We start from the raw sequence: 22,962 nt of genomic DNA, 5'->3' as shown, positions 1-22,962 counted from the left end.
CAAATTCAATAAGAGGCAGCTTATGACGCCAGTCATCGCATTTGGAGAAGCGCTCGTTGACATGCTCTCCAATCGCTTAGGGGTTTCAACGGCTTCCCAGGAAACCTTCACACCCTATGCCGGTGGTGCCCCCGCTAATGTCGCCGTCGCCTGCGCACGTTTAGGTGTGCCCAGCCAGTTTTTAGGCATGCTGGGCGATGATACGTTTGGCCATTTTCTGGTGAGAGAGCTTAATAGCCACGGCGTAGACACGGGCGGCGTAGTATTCACAAAGCAAGCACGCACGGCGCTGGCTTTTGTTTCCCGTGATGAGGCTGGCGAGCGCACGTTTGATTTTTATCGCCCACCTGCCGCGGACTTGCTTTACCGCCTTGAGCACCTACCCGCGGGCGTTTTCGAGAACCCCGCCATTTTGCATCTCTGCAGTAACAGCCTTACCGACCCCGACATCGCCGCCGTGACCCTGGCGATAGCCACTATGGCCAAGCGTGCAGGCTGTTTGGTCAGCGTAGACGCCAACTTACGCCACAACCTGTGGCCTGAGGGGTCGGCGGATATCAGCCTTGTCACACAGCTGCTCGACAGCGCCGAGCTACTCAAGCTCTCCCAGGAAGAGCTTGACTACCTGCGTGCCGATCATGACGCTGAAGCGTGGCTAGCCCAACGGCTAGCGGCGGGAGTGAAGATTATTTTGATCACCGATGGCCCCAACGACGTCGTACTCAAGGGCATCGATATTGATCAGCGCATTGCGCCACCCAACGTTGTCGCCATTGACACTACCGCCGGGGGCGACGCCTTTATCGGTGGTCTGCTCGCCGAACTCTCGGCTCACGGCATTAACGAAAACTGGCAGCGCGATAGCAACTTTCTTGCCCAAGCAGTCGATACCGCATGCCGCTGTGGTGCCTTTGCCGTGACCCGGCCAGGCTCCTATGCAGCGCTACCCACCCGGGCAGATATTATCTAGCATCCCTATCCAGGCATTAACCTATCGGCGCACCTGCATCAGGCGCGCCGTTTTGCTGTTGTTAACACCCATGCTCTTACGCGCTCTTCCCCGTGGTGCTTAGCGCCCAATCAACTAGGACTTATGTCTAAAGCCGTTTGGTTGTAGAAATGTCAGACATTTAATAAACTGAGCTAAATACGGTTATTAACGAGACGCGCCATGACGCTGGACACCCTGCCGCCCCACACAGGTGGTGCCGAACATTTAGCACGCCTACTGGCGCAGGCATTGCTAGCAGGCCGTTGGCAGCCGGGCGACGCCTTTCCCCGCGAACTGGATATCGCTAGACACTTTGCGGTTAGCCGTAACCAGGTTCGCAACGCGCTAGCCACTCTCACCTCGGCGGGGCTATTAGAGCGCACGGCAGGCCGTGGCACGCTGGTTCGCGAGATGGGTGACTGGCACCTGCTCGACCCGCTAATGAGCAAGTGGATGACAGGCCTGGTCAATATTGACCCCCAGTTAGTACGTGCCATCTATGCCTTTCGCTACTCAGCCGAACCCATGGTGGCTGGGCTAGCGGCTCAGGCAGCCCTACCTGAAGATCTTGAGCGCCTAGAAACCGCCTTTGCCGGCATGGAAAAAACCGCTGCCAGCACTGATTTACGTGGCGAACACGCCGAGTACGACGTCGCTTTTCACGATGCGACCTACCGGGCTACTCACAATCTCGTCTGGCGGCAAATGGGGCATCTGCTGCGACCTTCTATCATGGCCCTTGTTTGGGGATCGCAAGACCGCACTGGCACCTTAGACGACAGCCTTTCACGCCATCGCCAGGTGCTTGAAGCGATACGCAACCGAGACATCAGCGCCGCAGAGTCCGCAGCGCACGAAGTCCTTCGCCGTACGGCTATCGATCTTGGCATCGTCAGTTAATCATTAAGAGGAAGATTGAATATGAAAATCACCCGTCTCAAGACCTGGCAGGTTCCGCCGCGCTGGTTATTTCTGAAAATCGAGACTGACGAAGGCTGCTACGGGTGGGGCGAACCCGTCGTAGAAGGTCGCGCCGCCACGGTTGAAGCCGCCGTGCATGAGCTTTCTGACTATCTGATTGGCCAAGACCCGCACCGCATCGAACATCTCTGGAACATGATGTATCGCGCTGGTTTTTATCGCGGCGGCCCGATTTTAATGAGCGCGATCGCGGGGATCGATCAGGCACTATGGGATCTTAAAGGTCGTGATCTGGGTGTGCCGGTTCACCAGCTACTCGGCGGTGCCGTGCGCGACAAGATGCGCATGTACGCCTGGACAGGTGGCGATCGCCCAAGCGATGTAGGTGCGGGTGCTAAAGCGCTGGTCGAAAAAGGCTTTACCGCGTTCAAAATGAACGGCACACCAGAGATGCAGATTGTTGACTCGCACCGCAAGGTCGACGAAGCCGTGGCCCGGGTCGCAGAAGCCCGCAATGCCGTGGGCCCTGATGTCGGCATTGGTATCGACTTTCACGGCCGCGTACATCGGCCAATGGCCAAAGCGCTGCTACGCGAATTAGAGCCCTTCCACCCGATGTTTGTGGAAGAACCGGTTGCCCCGGAACACCTGCCCTGCTTGAAAGATATTGCAGGAGGCTTGGGTTATCCGCTGGCGACGGGTGAGCGCCTGCACACCCGTTTTCAGTTTCGCGACCTGCTCGCTGATGGCATGATTGATATCATTCAGCCCGATATCTCGCACTGTGGTGGCATCAGCGAAGGTCTTAAAATTGCCGCCCTGGCATCCGCCTACGATGTGGCGCTAGCGCCGCACTGCCCGCTTGGCCCGCTGACATTAGCCGCCTCGCTCCAGCTGGACGCGGTGAGCCACAACGCTTTTATTCAAGAACAAAGCATGGGCATTCATTACAACCAGGGCAACGATGTACTCGACTACCTGGTTGATAAATCAGCTCTCGCCATTGAAGACGGTTTCTGCGCGATTCCCCAAGGTCCAGGGCTTGGCGTGGAAATCAACGAAGAGTTCGTTGAGGAGCGCTCCAAGGTTGGCCATCGCTGGCGCAACCCGGTGTGGACGCACGAAGACGGCTCTATTGCAGAGTGGTGAGCATGAGGTTAATTAAATGAAAACAACCGCTGCAGAAATAGCGCCTCAGTTAGCTTGGATTGCCGTGGACTGGGGCTCCAGTAACCTGCGCGCCTGGGGGCTGGATAAGCACGACCACGTGATTGCCCATGCCAGTAGTGAAAAAGGCATGCTGTCGTTAAAGGCCGATGAGTACGAAGCAGAGCTGCACCGACTGGTAGCTGACTGGCTGCCCGACAGCGGCCAGATCAACGTAATGGTGTGCGGTATGGCCGGGGCTCGACAAGGGTGGCGGGAAGCCGCTTATTTGCCGGTGCCCACGCGCCTTGATCAGCTTAGCCAGGGCGCTGTGATCCCTACGCTGTCTAACGACCGGCTGCGCGTGCATCTGCTGCCTGGCTTGAGTCAAACTCGCAGCGCATCCGCTCATTTTGATGTCATGCGCGGCGAAGAAACCCAACTGGCGGGCCTGGTGGCCGATAACGCCAGCTTTTCGGGCCTTGCATGCCTGCCCGGTACTCACGCCAAATGGGCGATGCTGGCATCCGGTGCCGTCACGCAATTTACTACCTATTTAACCGGCGAAACGTATCAGCTGCTGGCACGCCAATCGGTTCTACAGCACTCTATTGGTAGCGACGATTTAAACGATTCGGCTTGCCGCGACGCGTTTATAGCGGCAGTCAGCGAGATCCATAAAGCGCCAGCCACCTTTAGCAGCCGCCTTTTTGGCCTACGCGCGCAAGACTTACTCGACGGCACCTTACCACCAGGCAAGGCGCGCTCGGCAATACTCGCGGCAAGGCTTTCAGGACTGACTATCGGACTGGAGCTTTCAGGCGCTTGTCACGCATGTCCGGCGTCTGAGCCCATTACTCTGATTGGCAATCAGGTGCTTTGTCAGCGCTATACGCTGGCCCTGAATGCTATCGGCTACCAAACACAGTATGTGGATGGCGATACGGCCGTACTCGCAGGTTTACGCCTTGCGCATCAAGCGCTGAAGACTTGATGCGCGCGCGAATCGCTTGGACCACTATCGGCATACTTAAGGTTGCAACAATTAACGTAAGGAGAGATTGGCTATGACGCTGCCTCTGATTGGTATTTTACGCGGTGTAGCGCCCGATGAAGTCGTTGATATCGCGGCAGCGGTGCTGGCGGCGGGCATTACGCAAATCGAAGTGCCGCTCAACTCCCCCAGCCCGCTGGAAAGCATCCGCCGATTGGTCGATGCATTTGGCGATCGCGCGGTGATTGGCGCAGGCACGGTGCTGATGCCGGCACAAGTGCGCGACGTCCACGCCGCTGGGGGGCGCTTGATTGTATCGCCTAACTGCCAGCCAGCGGTCATCGAAGAAACCCATAGGCTTGGCATGGCAAGCTGGCCGGGCATTGTCACGCCCTCCGAAGCCTTCGATGCGTTAGAAGCAGGCGCCACGGGGCTTAAGCTATTCCCCGCCGTTCAGGTAGGTTTAGAGGGCATGAAAGCCGTTCGCGCCGTGCTACCGGCAGGCACTCTGCTATATGCGGTGGGCGGAGTAGGCATCGATAATTTTGCCCAATGGCGCGCCGCTGGCGTTGACGGTGCAGGCCTGGGCAGCGCGCTATACAAACCTGGCCAAAGCGCTTCCCAGGTGGGGCAACAGGCGCAAGCCCTTGTTGATGCGTGGTTGGCAGGAGAACAATAAGGGGAGCTAACAACAATGGACGCAGGCATGCATGTTGCAACGTGGCAGGCAGAGTTAGCGGTTGATTGCCGCTGCACATTAGGTGAAGGTCCGCAGTGGGACGCTAAAAATAAGCGCCTTTATTGGTGCGATATTCTTGGAAAACAGCTGCACTGGCTATCCCCTAGCAGCGGAGAAAGCGGCTATTATCCGCTTGATCATAGGGTATCGCTAGCCACTCCCCTTGAAGAAGGCGGACTGCTGTTAGTGGGTGAAAATCGCTTAAGCCGCTTCGACCCTAGCAGCGGCAGCGTAGAAACATTTTGTGACTTCGAAGCCGATAACCCACTTACCCGCAGCAACGATGCCCGGGTTGATCGACATGGCAGCCTGTGGCTTTCCAGCATGGGTAAGGCTGCCGAAAAAGGCGCAGGCAGTCTTTATCGCCTGCATCGCGGCCAGCTCACACTTTTACGCTCGAACCTGACAGTTCCCAACGCCATTTGCTTCTCTGAAAACGGCGAGTTCGCCTGGTTTACCGACACCGCTGCCGGCATAGTGATGCGCTGGGCGCTAGATCGCGATGGATGGCCAACGGGTGAGCCAGTGCCCTGGGCTGATTTCTCATCTGTACTGGGCAACCCAGACGGCGCCGTAATGGACAGCGAAGGCTGCCTGTGGCTCGCGCTTTGGGGGGCAGGCCAGGTGGTTCGCCTTGATCATGAGGGTCAGATCATTAGTCGCGTTGAGCTTCCCGTCAGCCAGCCCTCCTGCCCCGCGTTTGCAGGTCCTAACCTTACAACGCTATACATCACCACGGCCCAGGAAGGCTTTAGTGCCGCACAGCTTGCCCAGGAACCGACCGCTGGTTCACTTTACGCGGTAGACACCGGCATTGCCGGTTTGGCTGAGCTGCCGCTACGCCTGATATAACGCGAAGGCCCCGCCAGCATATGCTAGCGGGGCCTTGATGTTGCGGCTGAAGTATCTGATTTTCTAGTTACTCGATACCACCATTAACCCGCAAAGCTTATATACATCACGATCACTAACACCACCAAAACGATACCAGCGGGTACCGCGCCTTTCCACGGCGTTAGGTCAACATCACCGGTATGCTCCTGTACCCAGTCAGTCTCACGGGGACGCAGCTTACCAATAATTAGCATCGTCACCACCAATAGCACAAACACCAACGCCACAAAGTGGAACTCGTTCATGACCTGTGGCAGCAAGTTAAAGGGCGGTACAAAGTAGCCGGCAGCAATCAGCAAGCAGCCACCCACCAGCGCGATTTTAGCCGCCATGGGAGGAACGCGTTTCGTCAGTAGCCCCACCAGCACGACGGCCAGAATGGGAATAAAATAGATCGCATTCATCTTCTGCAGATAGCCAAACAGACTCTCTTGACCTGCAAGCAGCGGTGCAATGATCATGGTAAGAACCGCCATGATCCAACCAAACACCTTGCCCGATTTTACGATCTGCGCTTCAGTGGCCTCTTTGTTAAACACACCTTTATAGATGCCTAAGCTGAAAATAGTCGTCGTGCTGTTAAGTGCCGAGTTAAACGATGACAAAATCGCCCCTACCATTACCGCGGCGAAAAAGCCGGTTAAGTAAGGCGGCAATACGTTAAACACCAAGTGCCCATAGGCTTCATCAGCACGCACGCCCTGATCGGCATAAAGGTGATAAGCAATAATCCCTGGAAGTACCAGATAAAGCGGACCTAGAAGCTTAAATAAGCCGGTGAGCAAAACGCCTTTCTGGCCTTCAGCCAGGTTTTTCGCGGCAAAGGTACGCTGAATAATCTGCTGGTTGGTGCTCCAATAGAACAAGTTAATCAGGAATACGCCGGTAAACAGCGTGAAGAACGGCACCTGCTGATCACCGCCGCCAATCGAATTAAGCTTGTCAGGGTCACTCTGTTTAAGAATGCTCCAGCCTTCCATAATGCCTGTGCCACCGCTCACGGCCTGCAGACCGTAATAGACGATGACAAAACCACCAATTAATAGACCGACCCCGTTAAGAGTGTCAGAGACTGCGACTGTGCGCAGCCCGCCAAACAGTGCATACACGGCCCCGATGATGCCGACGATCCAGACCGTTAACCAAAGCAGCGTCGTGGAAGACTCAATGCCGGTTAACCCCTGCAGATCAAGCATGCCCTGCAGCCCTATCGCCCCCGAATAAAGGATGATTGGCAGTAGAATAACAGCATAAGCAAGCAGGAAAATAATGTTGGTAATCAGCTGTGTATCTTTATCAAAACGAATTTCAAGCAGCTGCGGCAGCGTTGCTATACCGCTTTTCAAAAAGCGTGGCAGGAAAAACAGTGCTAATGCCACCAGCGCGATAACCGCCACGACTTCCCAAGCCATGACGCTCAAGCCATCGGTGAAGGCCGCACCGTTGAGCCCTACCATTTGCTCGGTAGAGAGGTTGGTCATCAGCAATGAACCGGCGATCAGTGGAAACGTTAGGGTACGCCCCGCTAGAAAGTAGCCGTTGGTACTCGAGTGGTCATCTCGGCGGGTGATTCGCCAAGTGATAAAGGCGACAAATCCTGTAAAGAACAGAAAAGACGCCAGGGTCAACGCGTGCATAGGGCTCACCTCATCATCGTTATCAGTGATGCGCACGTCACAATCGATGCGCACTCAAAATGTCAGACATATCGGCTATCATTTTAGACGAGCTAAATATAACTTAGTAATAAGTCTTTGGTCTTAAATCCGCGTCAAAGCGATCAACAGGCGTCACGAAGCCATAAAAAAACCCTAACAGTTATTTAAAACAGTTAGGGCGCGTGTTGCTTCGCTAGCGGCTACCCGCCGAGGCAGCCTGATTAGTGGTGAAAACGCTCGGCCGCTTGACGGGCCAGCTCACGAATACCATCCCAGTCTTCCGCCTCTACCATGGCTTTCGGCGTTAGCCAGGAGCCACCGACACACATTACGTTGGGCAGCGACAGGTAGTCATCGGCGTTATCTACCGTGATACCACCGGTGGGACAAAAACGTGCTTCGGGAATAGGGGCGCCAAACGCTTTGATCGCTTTCGCTCCACCGCTAGATTCTGCCGGGAAGAATTTAAACCGGCGATAGCCGTACTGCCAGCCGGTCATTAGTTCAGACACTGTCGACACACCCGGCAACATTGGCACTGCGCTTTCAATGCCATAACGATACAGCGCTTCTGTCGCGCCCGGCGTCACGATAAAGTCAGCCCCCACCTGCTCGGCTTGGCGATACTGCGCCGGTGTTAGCACCGTGCCAACGCCAATGCTGGCGCCAGGCAATGCTTCGCGCATGCGTTTAACCGCTTCTAGCGCGCAGTCGGTACGTAAAGTGACTTCAAGTACGGTCAAACCGCCTTCGACCAAAGCACGTCCAAGCGGCACGGCATCTTCCAAGCGCTCAACGGTAATCACCGGAATAACTTCGGCTTTTAGGCAGATGCTATCAAGCTCAGCGGTGCGGGTAGACGGTAATTGTTTTTCAATGGTCATGTGCGAGTCTCCAAAAATCTATTATTGCCCGGCCGATAGGTGGCTAAGCGCGAAGCGTTAAGGCGCCCAGTAAATCGCTAGTGGGCAAGATAAAAAGGCCCGGATAGGCAGTTGGCGAACATCATCGCCATTTAATGCCTTCGCCAGCACGGCTCGCTTATCCTCACCGGTAATGTGCAAAAAATGACGGCGCGCTTGATGTAAGCGATCCGCTGAAAAGGTAATTCGTGGCTGTAACTGGCTTGGCGTTCTTACCGCCACCAGCGGCTCGCCTGTAGCCAACGCTAGCGTAAGCTCAGGGCTGTCGGGGAATAGCGAGGCCGTATGGCCATCGCCGCCCATGCCTAAAATCACCGCGCTAGCTGGCCAAGCAAGCAAAGCAGCCTGCTTAGCAACATGCTCCACGCCCTCCTCTGGGGTCTCTGCATCACAGGTTAACGGTAAAAAAGTGGCGGCCGCGGCGTTGCCTTGCAACAAGTGCTCACGCACTAACTTGGCGTTGCTGTCGCTGCTGTGTTCGTCTACCCAGCGCTCGTCGGCAAGCGTGATGTCTACGCGCGCCCACGGCAGTGGCTTCGCCGCCAGTGCCGTGAAAAAAGGCAACGGCGTGGAGCCACCCGACACCACCAGCAAGGCCCGCTCGTGATGCGTTAAGTCTTCGTGCAGGGCTTGAGAAACGGCCTCTGCAAGCTGCTCAGCCAGCTGTTGGCGTGCTTGACTCATATCAATAATCCTCGTACCAGCTGCGGCCGTCTTGGGTAATCATCGCAATAGAAGCGACTGGCCCCCACGAACCCGCAGGGTAGCGGCGAGGCGGTGTTTCACGTTTTTTCCAACCGTCGATGAGCTGATCACACCAACGCCACGAATGTTCAATCTCATCGCGACGCACAAACAGATATTGCTGCCCTTTCATGACTTCTAATAGTAGACGCTCGTAGGCGTCAGGAATCCGCGATTTGGGAAAGGCGCTATTGAAATCAAGATGCAAAGGCCCGGGACGTAGGCGCATGCCCTTATCTAGGCCACTGTCTTTGGTCAGCACTTGCAGAGCGATGCCTTCTTCGGGCTGCAGACGAATAATGAGCTTGTTTGATGCGATACCGCGCTGGTCTGGATCAAAGATATAGTGCGGCTGCTGGCGAAAGTGAATGACAATTTGTGAGAGTTTCTCCGGCATACGCTTACCCGTACGCAGATAGAAAGGCACCCCAGCCCAACGCCAATTAGCCACTTCCGTTTTCATGGCTACAAAGGTTTCTGTCTGGCTTTGTGTATTGGCATCCTCTTCTTCCAAATATCCGGGCACTGACTTGCCGTCGGTGTTACCGGCGATATATTGGCCGCGCACAACGTCACGCCCAAGCGCTTCGCCAACAAAGGGTTTAAGCGCTTTCAGCACCTTCACCTTCTCATCCCGAATCGCATCGGCATCCAAATTGGACGGCGGGTCCATGGCGATTAAGCACAGCAGCTGCAGCAAATGGTTTTGCACCATATCGCGCAGCTGCCCTGCCTCATCAAAGTAGCCCCAGCGCCCCTCAATGCCGACTTTTTCTGCCACCGTAATCTCGACGTGAGAGATATTATTCTGATTCCACTGGGTGCCAAACAGAGGATTGGCAAAGCGAAGTGCAATCAGATTCTGTACGGTTTCTTTACCTAAATAGTGATCGATGCGGTAAATCCGCGACTCGGGAAAAACGTCGCCAATGGCGTCGTTAATCTCAATCGACGACTGCAGATCGTATCCAATAGGCTTTTCAACGATGATCCGTGAGTTTTCGCTCACACTGTTACTGGCCTGAAGATTGCGACAGATATCGCCGTAAATACGCGCCGCTACCGAAAGATAAACCACCATCGGCTGCGACGAACCCTCCCGCCACTGACGGATTGCTTCAAAACCATCAACCTTGGTGAAATCCAGCTGCCGATAATCCAGGCGATTAAGAAAACGCTTTAGGCTCTCTGCATCCTGCTCATCTTTTTTAAGTCGCTTCTGTAGCGCGAGGTTAACCAGCTCGCGAAACTCAGCAACATCGTGCTCCTGGCGAGCCAGCCCCATAATGCGGGTGCTTTCAGGCATCAAGCCTTCGCGGTCTAGATGGTATAAGGCAGGGAACAGCTTGCGCATGGCAAGGTCGCCCAGCGCCCCGAACAGCGCCAGATCAATGGCGTGATCGGGGTCACCGAGGGGAATACTTTGTGAAGCACTAGACTGGCTCATCGTTGCTCCTATTAATATCTAAACAGCTACTTGTAGTTAGATTACCTAAAATTTACCGTAAAGCAGGCATTGTACGCAATAATTCATGTAATTTTACTACAAAAAACACAGTGACTGACAATCAACACCTGCCAGCCCCACGTTATCTGTTAATAGCCTTACATTTTTACAGACTTTTTATGGAAGGCCATGATCTCTTAGCGCATGCTTAAGGGTACTAAATGGCGAGCTGGGTATATGACATCGATGACACCGTGGTTTTATCGTAGCAGGGATGTGTACCGGCACTGGGCACCTGTTTTTAAAATCATTTCGATTCTGTGGGTGGTGCTAGCGCTGTTTATGCTGGTGCCGCTTGTCTTATTGCTCATAGAGAATGATCCCGATGCCATGGCCTTTGGTATTTCGGTACTGATCATACTAGGCGCTGCGGCGCTGATTTGGCTATTGACGTACCGCGTATCGTTGGAGCTAAAGCCGTGGCAGATGTTTATTCTCACTGCCGCCAGCTGGGTCAGTATTAGCGGCTTTGCCAGCCTACCGCTAGTGCTTGGCGCGCCTCAATTAACGCTCACAAATGCAGTGTTTGAATCAGTTTCGGCAATCACTACCACCGGGTCGACCATTCTGGTCGGCATTGAACATTTTTCCGATGGCTTGAAGCTTTGGCGCGGCCTGATGCAGTGGATAGGGGGCATCGGCATTATTGTGATGGGCATTGCGATTTTACCGTTTTTGAAGGTAGGCGGTATGCGCCTTTTTCATACCGAGTCATCCGACTGGTCCGATAAAGTGATGCCCCGCACGGGTGGAATTGCCAAAGCGACGCTAACGATTTATGTCAGCCTCACCCTTATCGCTAGCGTTAGCTATTGGTTTGGCGGAATGACGCCGCTGGACGCCATCGTGCACGGCATGTCATCGCTTTCGACTGGCGGGTTTGCTAATTCTGATGCTTCTTTTGGCGCCTACGCCGACCGGCCGTGGCTGCTGTGGATGGCCAGTTTATTTATGCTCAGCGGTGCGCTGCCCTTTGTGCTCTATATACGCTTCATACGCGGTTCAGGCAGTGCCTTATGGCAAGATCAGCAGGTGCGTGGTCTGCTTAAACTACTGCTGGTGGCGATCGTTATTTTGAGCGCATGGCGCGTGACTCACGGCAGCGCCCCTTTTGAAGCGGTCACTCACGTGACATTTAATATTGTGTCAGTAGTGACCACCACCGGCTACGCCTCAGATGACTACACTCTTTGGGGCGCCCTACCGGTGGTAGCCTTCTTCTATCTTACGTTTATCGGTGGCTGTAGCGGCTCGACCAGCGGAGGGATGAAAATCTTCCGCTTTCAAATTGCCACTTTGATGCTGCGCAATCAGCTACGCTACTTAATCCATGCTAACGGGATCTTTACCACTCGCTATAATCAACAGCCGGTGACGAACGATATTTCGCGCAGTGTGGTGGCTTTCTCATTCTTCTTTTTCATTACCATTGCCGTGTTGGCACTTTGCTTATCCGCGCTGGGGCTGGACTTAGTAACCGCCCTTTCAGGTGCCGCCACGGCGGTAACCAACGTGGGCCCCGGGCTTGGTGACATCATTGGCCCTGCAGGTAACTTTGCCCCGCTGCCTGACGCCGCAAAATGGCTGCTGTGCATTGGCATGCTGATGGGCCGATTAGAAATACTCACCGTAGTGGTACTAATGACCCCGATGTTTTGGCGACGTTAGCCGTTCACATATATTTACTCTTAGCTGCTGGTTACCGGATAACTATCATGCGCCTGTTAAAAATCGACTTAACATTCTTTTAACAGGCGCATAGATACAGATTAAATCTCGACCGAGCGGCCGATAAATTCAATAGGCCCGGTCGGAAGTCCGGTAGATGAGCCCGCCTCATCTTCAAGCGTTAGCTCAAACAGCTGATTATCTTGCAGTGGTGGCAGCTCATCCAGACGTAGCCGAATCGGCTTGCCGGGCTCGACTAAACCAAGCGAGACCGGTGCTTGCCATTCATCTGCCTTGGTCCAGAACTGAAGCGCTTTGCCTTCAGGCACTGTAAAGGTACCGAGAGGAATTAGCTCTATTTCCTGGCGTGATGACGCCTGCACCACCCAGCCAGCCGACTGAGTTTGCGGGGCTAGCAGCACCACCATGTACTCGGGGGTAGTTGGCGAATTGACTTGGTTTGTCAGCAGCACGCCCATAACCAGTGCAGCAGCTAACCCAAGCCCTGCAGCGCCGCGCCACAGTGGCAGGCTGCGTAAAAAAGGACGCCGTGGTGAAGAAGCTAGCGGACGAGCAGCGATTGACGGTTTTTTTGATGCCGTCATGCTGCGCTCAATGCGAGGCCACAAATAGTCAGAAGGCGTTACTGGCGTCGTAATAGCGGTATAGGGCAAGAAACGCTCTTCCCATACCATAACGGCTTTTTGCAATTCAGGCTCATTGGGTAGCCGCGCTTCAAATGCTTGGCGTTGCGCTAACGACAGCGTGCCCAGCACGTATTCACCCGCCAAGGCATAGTCGTCTTCGTATTCATTTTGGCTGGGGCGAGTCATGCCATACACTCCCTTAGACGCAGCAAGCTGCGTTTAATCCAAGCTTTCACGGTACCAAGCGGCGCACCCGTATGGGCGGAAATTTCAGCGTGACTGAGGCCATCAACATAGGCATGGAGTACGCAGTTACGTCGCTCCGGCTCAAGTTGTTTTAAACAGTGATCCATTTGTTGACCGGTCTGCCAATCAAAGGCTTCTTCTGCAACAGAGGCGTGCTGGAAATGCTCATCGTGGGCTAATTCGGTCGGATCGTTGCTATCAAAGGTAATTTCACGATCACGATAGCGGATGGCATTTAATGCCAGGTGACGCGCTACGCTAAATATCCATGCTCGCGCGGATCCTTTATCAGGATCATAACTTCCGGCGCGCTGCCAAATATTAAGACAGGCATCGTGGACAATATCTTCAGCCATGCCGCGATCTTTGACGATTCTAAAAACTACTCCTAAAAGTCTTGCACCTTCATGAGCATAGAGTTGATGCAAAGCGTCATGATCGCCGCGAGCACACTTAATTAATGCGGCATCATGATCAAATTCATTAGCTATATCGGACACACCTTCGCTCCCTGATGACGCGTCGATCCCACTCGTCGCACGTCCAGACAGCATAGCGGCTAAGGGGTCGCGATACGACCCCTTAGCCTTACTGAACTCTAGCTTTGCTAAACTTAGTTAGCAGTCCAGAAGATGTAATCGGCTTGATAAGTAACTACTGCAGTTGCGCCGTCGTGATCTGCATCACAAGTGACGTCAGGTGCCACGCCGCCTTCGGTGTTCAAGCGCTGAATGTAGCTAACGTCCATCATCGCGCCTTCGCCTTCAGCTGGGTTGGCTTCTACTAACTGAAGAGGAATGTTGCCATCACCGTTGGCAGCGGTGGCTAGCTGAGTACCGGTGATTTTAGAACCATCCAGCGCTTCCCAAGTAGCTGGGGGACCATAATAGCTACCTACTTGAGTGCCGTCGGTGTCATTAAGTGCAGCGTGTGGGCCTTTGAAAACCCAAGCCATGTCGCCAGAGTCATTGGTTTCACACATATAAGTGATAGCGCCAACGCCAACGGTTTCAAGCGCTACGGTGTTGCCGTCTGGTACTTGTACGTCCGCTGGCGTTTCAGCCAAAGCGGCGTGACTGAAGGATGCAATCAGGGCTGCGGCCAGTGTAGTACGCGTCAGGTTTTGAATGGTCATTTCAGTCTCCAAAAAGGGTTGTTATCAACCACCTCAAATAGCGGCTGTATAGGGAATACCCGCGAGACCCTCTTTTGGATGCAGTGATGTTAAAAAAATGTAAAAAAAAACCCTGAGCAGATTCTCAGGGCATTATTTAGGGGTAATACGTAAGCATTCAAAGCCTAACAATAACGATTAGGCCGTTGCCTGCATCGCAAGCGTGGTATCCAACATCCGGTTAGAAAAGCCCCACTCGTTGTCATACCAAGCCATCACTTTGACCAAGCGGCCATTCACGCGAGTGTGATTGGCATCAAAGGTCGAGGAGTTGGCATCATGGTTGAAATCGATAGAGACCAGCGGCTCAGCGTTCACGGCCAATACCGGCGAGTTAGCGGCGGCTTTCTCAACAATGGCGTTGATCTCTTCCTTCGTCGTATCGCGGCTCGCGGTGAACGTGAGATCTACCAGCGAAACGTTAATGACCGGCACGCGCACCGCTAGGCCATCCAATTTGCCTGCCAGCTCTGGCAGCACCAACCCTACCGCCGCCGCTGCACCGGTTTTGGTTGGGATCATTGAATGGGTTGCGCTACGAGCCCGGTAGGGGTCGGTGTGATAAACATCCGACAAATTCTGATCATTAGTGTAGGCATGAACCGTGGTCATCAAACCGTTCTCAATCCCCACGGCATCGTTCAATGCTTTCGCAACCGGCGCTAGGCAGTTAGTCGTGCAGGAAGCGTTGGAGACCACTTTGTGATCAGCCGTTAAAACATGGTCGTTCACGCCATACACGATGGTCGCGTCGGCATCGGGGCTGGGCGAGGAAATCAGTACTCGCTTGGCGCCGGCGGTAATATGCTTGGCCGCCGCCTCACGCTTGGCAAATAATCCCGTACACTCCATGACTAAATCAATTTTCATGGCTTCCCATGGCAGATTCGCCGGGTCACGCTCAGAGGAGATCGCGATACGATCACCATCGACAGTGATGCTCTCGGCATCATGCTCTACTTTAAAAGGAAAGTGACCATGAACGGTATCGTGACGCAACAGGTGTGAATTTAACGACGGATCGCCAAGATCATTAATGGCGACAACCTGAATGCGATCGCGGTAGCTATTTTCGTAAAGGGCGCGCAGTACATTGCGGCCGATACGGCCAAATCCATTAATCGCAACTCTTATTGTCATGATAGCTCCTCAATAAATCGGTGGTGAAAAGTAAGGCATGATGTAAAAAAATTACCAAAAATACGTATTTAAACCTCAAAAAAGCTGCCAACAGCTACTTAATTGCCTTAAAAGGCTTATGTAAACTCGATATGTAGTAAAATTACTATATAAACACTATTGTAGTCCAATACTAAAAATTCAAAAGAGAGTGATGCCATGAGTGATGCGCAGCCGCCCCGCCAGACTATTCGTACACTACAAGCGCGTAAACGAATTGCCCTGATTGCTCACGATGGTAAGAAAGGTGAAATGCTCGAATGGGCGACTCGCTGGAAAGACACGCTTAGCCAGCACACCCTTTTGGGCACCGGCACCACTGCCGGGCGCTTAAAGACAGCTTTAGGATTAAGCGTAGAAGGACTCATGAGTGGGCCGCTGGGCGGCGACCAGCAGATTGGTGCGCGTATCGCGGAACAGCGCCTGGATATACTGATCTTTTTTTGGGATCCCTTCTCGCCGCAACCACACGACCCGGATGTCAAAGCGTTGCTGCGTTTGGCCGCATTATGGAATGTGCCGGTCGCCTGCAACGCAGCCACCGCAGACTTTTTGCTTTCCTCGCCTTACTTGAACGAAAGCTACGATATGTCGATTCCGGATGCCAACGCCTGGGCTCAAGCGAGAACCGTTTAAGCACTATGCGTAGCGCAACACTATACAGAGCGGGTACGCAGGTGACGCGCCACCACTTGCCGTCCGCTGAGATAGTCGCCACTAGCCGCCGATAACGCACAGGTGAGGGTCAACTCGGCAATGCGGTCATAGTCCTGCAGCGCCGAGTTGACCGGCTGAGGGAGAAAATCCAGCAGCCGGTGGTCGCCAAAAGTGGCTAAATGAATATCTTCCGGCAATCCACCGCGCTCCAAGAACACATCAAACACTCCCTCCAGTAAAGCATAGGACGCCGTCACCAACGCATCCACACTGCCATGCTGATCCAGCAGCTGTGTGGCTAAGTGCGCGCCTTCGCTACGCTCGTAACTCGTACCACTCAGCACAATCGACTCAATGCCAGTGCCCGCCAGAGCATCCTGAAAGCCTGAGCGCCGCTCACTGCTGATGGATAAATCAGGCATCGCGTCAAGCCACGCCACGCGCTTGGTTACTTTGCTGATCACTGAGCGAGTCAGTAACGTCGCTGCTTCCTGATCATTGCTCACGACGCTGGCAAACAGCGCTGGATTTAAACCCCGGTCCATGCCCACTACGCACCAGCCCTCTTCCATCAGGTCGGTGTAGAAGGTGTCATCACTAGGCAAGCAGCTAGCGGTTATCAATACCTCACAGCGCTGGGCACGCAGTGACAGTGCCAGCGTTCGCTCACTCTTGGCACAATCATCTGAACTGACGATCAACAGCTGATAGCCCTTCTCCCGTGCACCACGCTCTAAGCGCTTGGCGAGGCGGGCATAACTGATGTTCTCCAAATCCGGAACGATAAGCCCCAGCAAGCGGCTCGCGCCTCGGCGCAGCGCTGCCGCCTGAGGGTCAATGTGGTAGCGATGATGACGCACCACCGCCATCACTTTTTCAATCGTGGCGGCACTGATACGTCGCTGCTCGGCCTGGCCATTCACCACATAGCTAGCGGTAGTGCGTGAAACGCCAGCTAGTCGAGCAATATCGGCGAGTGTCATGAGGGTTCCCCTTGGCGTGACCGGGCAGTTTATCAGTAAGTTAGCGCATGCAAGACCAAAGTCTAGAAGATCAAACCTTGTGTCATTAAGTGAATCGATTCAGCATAGCACTATACTTCGATGAAACGACAGGCATGACACGGTTAATCCAGCTAGGCGACATGCCACGATAACGATCAGTTTATGTACACGTCTCTGCGCTCATGGGCAGTGCTAGCCTGCAGTATTCAGGGCAGCCAGGGCACGTTTACAGGAGAATACTATGTTGACACTCGGCCCCGATGACATCTTGCTAGGCCGCCACGCGGATAGCTGGCAAACCGCCTTGGACAGCGCCGCTGAAGCGCTGGTAGACGCCGGATTCGTTGAGGCTGAGTACCGCGACGGCCTGCATGCTCGTGAAGCACAGTCATCAACGTTTCTGGGCAATGCGATTGCGATACCCCACGGTACGCCAGAAAGCCGCCAGCATGTAAAACGCACCGGCGTTCGCGTACTGCAGTTTCCCCAGGGCATTGAGTGGCACGACGGCCAGAACGTGCATGTGCTGGTCGCTATCTCGGCACACAACGACGAGCATCTGGATATTCTGCGACAGCTAACCCATGTACTCGACCGCGAAGGCGTGGCTGAGCAGCTTGCCAGCGCTACCTCTGCCGCGGATATTGCACAATTGCTTTCAAAGCCAGCGCTTGAACCGCGGCTTGATGCTGACACGCTATGTGTCAATTTTCCCACTCGCGACCCACAAGAACTCGCCTTGGCTGCTGCCGCTCGCTTGCGCCAAAGTGGCTGTGTTGATAATACCTTTATCGCCGCCGTCGCGGACGCTCAGCCTATCTGGTTAGGCAAGGGTTTATGGCTGTCCAGCAGTTCACACGGCGTCAACCAGCCTGCCCTCGGTATCGCCACACCGGCTGAGCACACCCTGAAAAGCGCGGGTCACCCCGTGCATGCGCTGTTCTGTTTAGCGGCACATGGCGATGCCCACCGCCCACTGCTAGAGCAATTAATGGCACTTGTCGACAGCGGCGTCAGCGACATCCTCCTCACACGTACCAGTGATCAGTTGCTGGCACTGCTGGCCGGGGAAACCGCCAATACACACACCCGCCGCGTGCGGGTGCTTAATCCTCACGGCTTACACGCCCGCCCCGCGAAGCAGTTGGTGCAGGTGGCTCGCGCTCAGTCCATGCCGATTAATGTGCGCTTGGAAGAAGGCAGCGCCACGCCGGTTTCCGCAGCAAGCCTAACCAAAGTGATTGGCTTAGGGGCCCGGCGCGGCCAGTGGTTGGTTCTGTCTGCCGAAGGCGACACTGCGCAGCAGGCGCTTGAGCACTTGGCCGAAACGATTGAAGCAGGTCTGGGCGAAAAAGTGACGCTCCTTGAGGGTGGCCGCGATAGCGCCCAAATGCCCAAGGTAGCAACGGCAAACGTGGTTCCGCTGAGTGCGGATACGCCTCATGCAGGAGTGGCGGCCTCGCCCGGCTTAGCCATCGCCCCTGTGTTTGTTATCCGCCCGCTGCAGTTTGATTACCCTCAGCATGCGGACGACTCAGAGCAGCAGATCACCCGGTTAAACAGCGCCATTCAAGAAGGCACCGCGCAGCTACAGACACTGGTGCGTAATGCACAGGGGGGCGAGGTAGCGGACATTCTCTCAATGCACGAAGAGATGCTCGACGACCCCGAACTTCATCACGCGGCGACGGATGCCATTCGTGAAGGCCGCTCTGCGCAAGCAGGCTGGTGGGAGGCGATTGAAACCGCTGCCCACGCGCAGGAAATGCTCGCTGACCGCCTGCTTGCCGAACGCGCTGCTGATCTGCGCGACGTTGGCCGTCGGGTGCTTGGCGTACTCTGCGACGTGCAACTCCCTGAGCCCCCTAATCATCCTTACATTCTAGTGATGGACGATATTGGCCCGTCCGATGTCGCTCGCTTAGATACTTCCCGCGTGCGTGGCCTGCTGACCGTGCGTGGCGGCGCCACGGCGCATAGCGCTATTTTGGCACGCGCGCTGGGCATTCCAGCGGTGGTCGGCGCCGGACAAGCGGTGATGGCACTTAACAACGCTAGCATGATGATCCTGGACGGCGAGCGTGGCCGTGTAACCTCACAGCCATCTGAGGAGCGTTTACAGCGCGCCGAACAACAGCTGCTCGATCATCAGCAGCGGGAAGCCGATGCCTGGGAAACCCGCTTTGACCTTGGCCAAACCCGGGATGGCCACCGTGTCGAAGTTGCCGCGAACCTTGGCAATACCGCCCACGCCGCCGATGCAGTAGAGCGCGGTGCCGAAGGCGTTGGCCTGCTGCGTACCGAATTTTTGTTTATGGCCCACGCCAGCGCACCGGATTTAGCGACGCAAATTGGCGAGTATCGCCAGGCGGTTGAAGCGCTGGGCGAGCGCCCGCTGGTAGCGCGCACTTTGGATGTGGGAGGCGACAAGCCCCTGCCCTACTGGCCGGTGCCTCAAGAGGACAACCCGTTTCTGGGTCTTCGTGGTATTCGTTTAGCGCTCACCCAGCCCGAGGTGCTCGAAACCCAGCTACGTGCGTTACTAATGGCAGCAGCGCCAGCGGTAGGCTCGAAAGATAAAAATCATCCGCTGCGCATCATGCTGCCAATGGTCAAAGACATTGCCGAGTTCCGTGCCGTTAAGATCGTTTATGACCGACTACTGCAAGAGATTCCCTCCGCTCAGCGCGCCACCGACGTGCAGCTTGGGGTGATGATCGAAGTTCCCTCCAGTGCGCTTTTGGCGCCTAGTCTGGCCACCGAGGTGGACTTCTTCTCGATAGGTACCAACGACTTAACCCAGTACACCCTGGCAATTGACCGTGGCCATCCAGAGCTCTCGGCACAGGCCGATGGCCTGCATCCTGCGGTACTGCGCCTGATCCAAATGACAGTGGCGGCCGCACATACCCAGGGCAAATGGGTGGGCGTCTGCGGCGAGCTGGCCTCAGATGCCGCGGCTATTCCGGTCTTGGTCGGTTTGGGCGTGGACGAGCTGTCGGTAAGTGCGCGACAAATCCCCTTGGTGAAGGCACGCCTGCGTGAGTTTGACCTTGCCGATGCCCAGGCCAGCGCTCAACTTGCGCTGAGCAAAGCAACCAGTGATGAGGTGCGCGACGCCCTGGGGGCGCGTTAATGGCCCGTGTGCTGTGCATCACCCTAAACCCGGCGCTGGATTTGGCGTTTAACCTTGACGCCTTAGTACTGGGCAGCGTGAATCGCCCCTCCAGTGCGCAGTTAGAAGCGGCAGGAAAAGGCGTCAACGTCGCGCGAGTGCTGGCCGGTCTTGGCCACCAGGTAACGGTCAGTGGCTTTTTAGGCAGTGAAAACGATGCCCCCTTTACGCTCGCTTTTCAGCAGGCGGGGTTGGTTGATGCCTTTGTGCGCGTTCCCGGCAGCACTCGCATTAATGCCAAACTGGCCGAACACAGCGGCCGCGTCACCGACATTAACGGCCCTGGCATGCCGATTGACACCGCTCAATTGAACGCGCTGATCGCAGCGCTGGATACCGAGCTGACCAGCACCACGCCGCCACACGCGGTCGTGATGGCGGGCAGCCTGCCCCCAGGGTGTTCACTGGACGATTTCAGCCAACTGCTCGACCACCTAAACGCCAGCGGCATTCCGCTCTGGGTGGACACCAGCGGGCCCGCCCTGAATAAAGCGATTGCGTCAGCTCCCGCAGGCGTCAAACCGAATGAAACAGAACTCGCTGAATGGGCCGGTGAAAGCATCGATGGTACCCAGGCACGCCTAGGTGCCGCCCGACGACTGCACGAAAGTGGCATCGCCCACGCGCTCATTTCGGCGGGCAGCGAAGGAGTGCTGTGGGTCAGCGCTCAAGGTAGCTGGCACGCTACACCGCCCAACGTCACCGCCATCAACACGGTGTGTGCCGGCGATACGTTTGTAGCTGGCATGCTGCATGGCCTGCTCAGCCAGCACGACGCGGAACAGACACTGCGCTTCGCCACCGCGCTTTCTGCTGAAGCCGTGCGCCACGTAGGCGTGGGCGACCCCCACGCTGCTGATTTCGACTCACTCCAACAACATACCCGGATACGGCGTCTTGACGACGCCATTACCGAGAGAGCCACGCTATGAATGTCATTCTGATTACCGCCTGCCCCAGCGGCATGGCGACGACCTTCCTCGCCGCGAAGCGCCTGGAGCAAGCCGCCCAGCGCCAAGGCTGGTCGGCTCACGTGGAAATGTACGGTGAAGTAGCGCCCCTGCACGCTGCTAGCGCAGAGCAGATCGCCAACGCTGATTTAATTGTGGTGGCCGCCGATCACGTACCCGGACCAGAGCGTTTCGAGGGCAAGCGCCTATTTCAGGCACCGATTGCGAGCGCCCTACCCGACCCTAGCGGCTTTCTTGCTCAAGCGAAGCGGGAAGCGCCTATTTATAGCGCCCCCGTAACGTCTAGCGCACCGGCTGCTGCAAGTAGCGACGGCGGCAAGAGAATCGTTGCCGTTACCGCCTGCCCGACCGGCGTTGCCCATACCTTTATGGCCGCTGAAGCGCTAGCAGAGGCGGGCAAAGCCATGGGCCACGCCATTCGCGTTGAAACCCAAGGCTCGGTAGGTGCACAAGATAAATTAACTGAAGATGATATTGCTGGCGCCGACATCGTCGTACTGGCCTGTGACATTGACGTTGATCCTTCTCGGTTTGCAGGCAAACGCATCTACCGCACGTCGACCGGCAATGCGCTTAAAAAGCCGCGCCCCACCCTTGAAGCCGCGCTCAGCGAGGCCGCCATAGAGAGCGACAACAGCAATGCGGGCACAGCCAATAAGAGCGTCAAAGAGAAAGGCGTTTACAAGCACCTGCTCACCGGCGTTTCCTTTATGCTGCCGATGGTGGTGGCAGGCGGCCTGCTGATTGCGCTCTCCTTTGTATTTGGCATTGAGGCCTTTGAGCAGGAAGGCACGCTGGCTGCCGCGCTCATGCAGATCGGTGGCGGTACCGCCTTTGCACTGATGATTCCCGTTCTGGCAGGCTATATCGCCTACTCCATCGCCGACCGCCCCGGCATCGCCCCGGGTATGATTGGCGGCATGCTGGCGGCCAATATCGGCTCCGGCTTTATCGGCGGTATTTTGGCAGGTTTCCTGGCGGGCTATGTGGCGCTGGCGGTTACTCGCTACGTCAAACTGCCTTCTAGCGTTGAATCTTTGAAGCCGATTCTGATTATTCCGCTAGTGGCCAGTTTGGTCACTGGTCTGACCATGATCTACGTGATTGGCGAGCCGGTTGCTGCGCTGCTCAATGCCCTGACCAGTTTCCTGGAGTCCATGGGCTCCACCAACGCAGTACTGCTGGGTATTCTGTTGGGCGCGATGATGTGCTTCGACCTGGGCGGCCCAGTTAACAAAGCCGCCTACACCTTTGGCGTGGGTTTGCTCGCCTCCGAAACGTACGGCCCTATGGCGGCGATTATGGCGGCGGGTATGGTGCCAGCCATTGGTATGGGTATTGCCAGCTTTGTGGCACGTAACAAGTTTTCTGCGCCGGAACGCGAAGCGGGCAAAGCATCATTCGTGCTTGGCCTTTGCTTTATCAGTGAGGGGGCCATTCCGTTTGCGGCGAAAGATCCGCTGCGGGTCATCCCCGCCTGTATTGCAGGGGGCGCGTTAACCGGTGCCCTTTCGATGCTAGTGGGCGCAAAGTTAATGGCGCCTCACGGCGGTATCTTTGTACTGCTCATTCCCAATGCCATCACCCCTGCACTGCTTTACCTTGGCGCCATTGTCGCGGGCTCGCTGGTGACAGGTTTAAGCTATGCGTTTATCAAACGCGGCGCCGCCCAGGTCGCTGTCGCCAGCTAAGCGCTCCGAAACAATAGACGATAGGCAGGCAAG

20 protein-coding genes are annotated in these 22,962 nt (G+C 55.6%); 11 read left to right on the top strand and 9 right to left on the bottom strand.

Annotated elements, in window-relative coordinates; genetic code table 11:
- The first annotated feature begins 22 nt into the window (after window positions 1-22).
- From CIK78_RS09435 to CIK78_RS09410, 6 genes are all read left to right on the top strand, one after another.
- The gene (locus CIK78_RS09435) at window positions 23-970 is read left to right on the top strand and encodes a carbohydrate kinase (RefSeq protein ID WP_096279403.1); all 948 of its coding nucleotides are present in this window, start codon (window positions 23-25) and stop codon (window positions 968-970) included.
- 201 nt (window positions 971-1,171) lie between these two features.
- Complete coding sequence (locus CIK78_RS09430; RefSeq protein ID WP_096279401.1) at window positions 1,172-1,891, top strand: FCD domain-containing protein; 720 nt, start codon at window positions 1,172-1,174, stop codon at window positions 1,889-1,891.
- Between the two features lie 21 nt (window positions 1,892-1,912).
- Window positions 1,913-3,061 (top strand): galactonate dehydratase, encoded by a 1,149-nt coding sequence (gene dgoD / locus CIK78_RS09425; protein WP_096279399.1) that lies wholly within the window; start codon window positions 1,913-1,915, stop codon window positions 3,059-3,061.
- A gap of 16 nt (window positions 3,062-3,077) precedes the next feature.
- The gene (locus tag CIK78_RS09420; RefSeq protein ID WP_096279397.1) at window positions 3,078-4,052 is read left to right on the top strand and encodes a 2-dehydro-3-deoxygalactonokinase; all 975 of its coding nucleotides are present in this window, start codon (window positions 3,078-3,080) and stop codon (window positions 4,050-4,052) included.
- Window positions 4,053-4,125: 73 nt separating this feature from the next.
- Entirely contained in the window at window positions 4,126-4,731 is a 606-nt protein-coding gene (locus tag CIK78_RS09415; protein WP_096279395.1) for a 2-dehydro-3-deoxy-6-phosphogalactonate aldolase, read from the top strand.
- Between the two features lie 27 nt (window positions 4,732-4,758).
- Complete coding sequence (locus CIK78_RS09410) at window positions 4,759-5,643, top strand: SMP-30/gluconolactonase/LRE family protein (RefSeq protein WP_225734501.1); 885 nt, start codon at window positions 4,759-4,761, stop codon at window positions 5,641-5,643.
- Window positions 5,644-5,726: 83 nt separating this feature from the next.
- On the opposite strand, the gene CIK78_RS09405 is transcribed toward CIK78_RS09410, so the two are convergent.
- The 4 genes from CIK78_RS09405 to zwf all read right to left on the bottom strand — a co-directional run bounded on the left by CIK78_RS09405 (window position 5,727) and on the right by zwf (window position 10,457).
- On the bottom strand, window positions 5,727-7,322 hold the full coding sequence (locus CIK78_RS09405; protein WP_096282337.1) for a solute:sodium symporter family transporter: 1,596 nt from the start codon (window positions 7,320-7,322) through the stop codon (window positions 5,727-5,729).
- A 242-nt stretch (window positions 7,323-7,564) separates the two neighbouring features.
- Window positions 7,565-8,227 (bottom strand): bifunctional 4-hydroxy-2-oxoglutarate aldolase/2-dehydro-3-deoxy-phosphogluconate aldolase, encoded by a 663-nt coding sequence (locus CIK78_RS09400; RefSeq protein WP_096279391.1) that lies wholly within the window; start codon window positions 8,225-8,227, stop codon window positions 7,565-7,567.
- Between the two features lie 57 nt (window positions 8,228-8,284).
- A complete protein-coding gene (pgl, locus tag CIK78_RS09395; RefSeq protein ID WP_096279389.1) occupies window positions 8,285-8,950 on the bottom strand; it encodes a 6-phosphogluconolactonase in 666 nt (221 codons plus the stop codon).
- A gap of 1 nt (window position 8,951) precedes the next feature.
- Window positions 8,952-10,457 (bottom strand): glucose-6-phosphate dehydrogenase, encoded by a 1,506-nt coding sequence (gene zwf / locus CIK78_RS09390; RefSeq protein WP_096279387.1) that lies wholly within the window; start codon window positions 10,455-10,457, stop codon window positions 8,952-8,954.
- 237 nt (window positions 10,458-10,694) lie between these two features.
- Here zwf and CIK78_RS09385 point away from each other — a divergent pair, with 237 nt between their 5' ends.
- The gene (locus tag CIK78_RS09385; protein ID WP_096279385.1) at window positions 10,695-12,185 is read left to right on the top strand and encodes a TrkH family potassium uptake protein; all 1,491 of its coding nucleotides are present in this window, start codon (window positions 10,695-10,697) and stop codon (window positions 12,183-12,185) included.
- A gap of 101 nt (window positions 12,186-12,286) precedes the next feature.
- Here CIK78_RS09385 and CIK78_RS09380 read toward each other — a convergent pair whose 3' ends face one another.
- The 4 genes from CIK78_RS09380 to gap all read right to left on the bottom strand — a co-directional run bounded on the left by CIK78_RS09380 (window position 12,287) and on the right by gap (window position 15,392).
- Complete coding sequence (locus CIK78_RS09380) at window positions 12,287-13,018, bottom strand: anti-sigma factor (protein WP_096279383.1); 732 nt, start codon at window positions 13,016-13,018, stop codon at window positions 12,287-12,289.
- Complete coding sequence (locus tag CIK78_RS09375) at window positions 13,015-13,578, bottom strand: sigma-70 family RNA polymerase sigma factor (protein WP_096279381.1); 564 nt, start codon at window positions 13,576-13,578, stop codon at window positions 13,015-13,017. Before CIK78_RS09375 ends, CIK78_RS09380 begins: the two co-directional genes overlap by 4 nt.
- 113 nt (window positions 13,579-13,691) lie before the next feature.
- Window positions 13,692-14,213: a DUF3455 domain-containing protein gene (locus CIK78_RS09370; RefSeq protein WP_096279379.1), complete on the bottom strand. Its 522-nt coding sequence runs from the start codon at window positions 14,211-14,213 to the stop codon at window positions 13,692-13,694.
- 177 nt (window positions 14,214-14,390) lie between these two features.
- The gene (gene gap, locus CIK78_RS09365; RefSeq protein WP_096279377.1) at window positions 14,391-15,392 is read right to left on the bottom strand and encodes a type I glyceraldehyde-3-phosphate dehydrogenase; all 1,002 of its coding nucleotides are present in this window, start codon (window positions 15,390-15,392) and stop codon (window positions 14,391-14,393) included.
- A gap of 198 nt (window positions 15,393-15,590) precedes the next feature.
- On the opposite strand from gap, the gene CIK78_RS09360 reads away from it, so the two are divergent.
- Window positions 15,591-16,067 (top strand): methylglyoxal synthase, encoded by a 477-nt coding sequence (locus CIK78_RS09360; RefSeq protein ID WP_096279375.1) that lies wholly within the window; start codon window positions 15,591-15,593, stop codon window positions 16,065-16,067.
- A 20-nt stretch (window positions 16,068-16,087) separates the two neighbouring features.
- Here the strand turns inward: CIK78_RS09360 and cra are convergent, their stop codons facing one another.
- Window positions 16,088-17,071, bottom strand: a complete 984-nt coding sequence (cra, locus tag CIK78_RS09355) for a catabolite repressor/activator (RefSeq protein ID WP_096279373.1) — start codon at window positions 17,069-17,071, stop codon at window positions 16,088-16,090.
- 262 nt (window positions 17,072-17,333) lie between these two features.
- Between cra and ptsP the strand changes: the two genes are divergently transcribed.
- The 3 genes from ptsP to CIK78_RS09340 are packed head-to-tail and all read left to right on the top strand — an operon-like array spanning window position 17,334 to window position 22,929.
- Window positions 17,334-20,228 carry a phosphoenolpyruvate--protein phosphotransferase gene (ptsP, locus tag CIK78_RS09350; RefSeq protein ID WP_096279371.1) on the top strand — a complete coding sequence of 965 codons (2,895 nt, stop codon included), beginning with the start codon at window positions 17,334-17,336 and terminating at the stop codon, window positions 20,226-20,228.
- Window positions 20,228-21,199: a 1-phosphofructokinase gene (pfkB, locus tag CIK78_RS09345; RefSeq protein ID WP_096279369.1), complete on the top strand. Its 972-nt coding sequence runs from the start codon at window positions 20,228-20,230 to the stop codon at window positions 21,197-21,199. The genes ptsP and pfkB overlap by 1 nt, the downstream gene beginning before the upstream one ends.
- Window positions 21,196-22,929 carry a PTS fructose-like transporter subunit IIB gene (locus CIK78_RS09340; protein WP_096279366.1) on the top strand — a complete coding sequence of 578 codons (1,734 nt, stop codon included), beginning with the start codon at window positions 21,196-21,198 and terminating at the stop codon, window positions 22,927-22,929. The genes pfkB and CIK78_RS09340 overlap by 4 nt, the downstream gene beginning before the upstream one ends.
- Window positions 22,930-22,962 lie beyond the last annotated feature (33 nt).

The organism is Halomonas sp. JB37 (assembly GCF_002332255.1).
GTDB classification, from domain to species: Bacteria; Pseudomonadota; Gammaproteobacteria; order Pseudomonadales; family Halomonadaceae; genus Vreelandella; species Vreelandella casei.
Note: the sequence above shows the minus strand (reverse complement) of the source record. Positions and strands in the feature narration are given on the sequence as shown.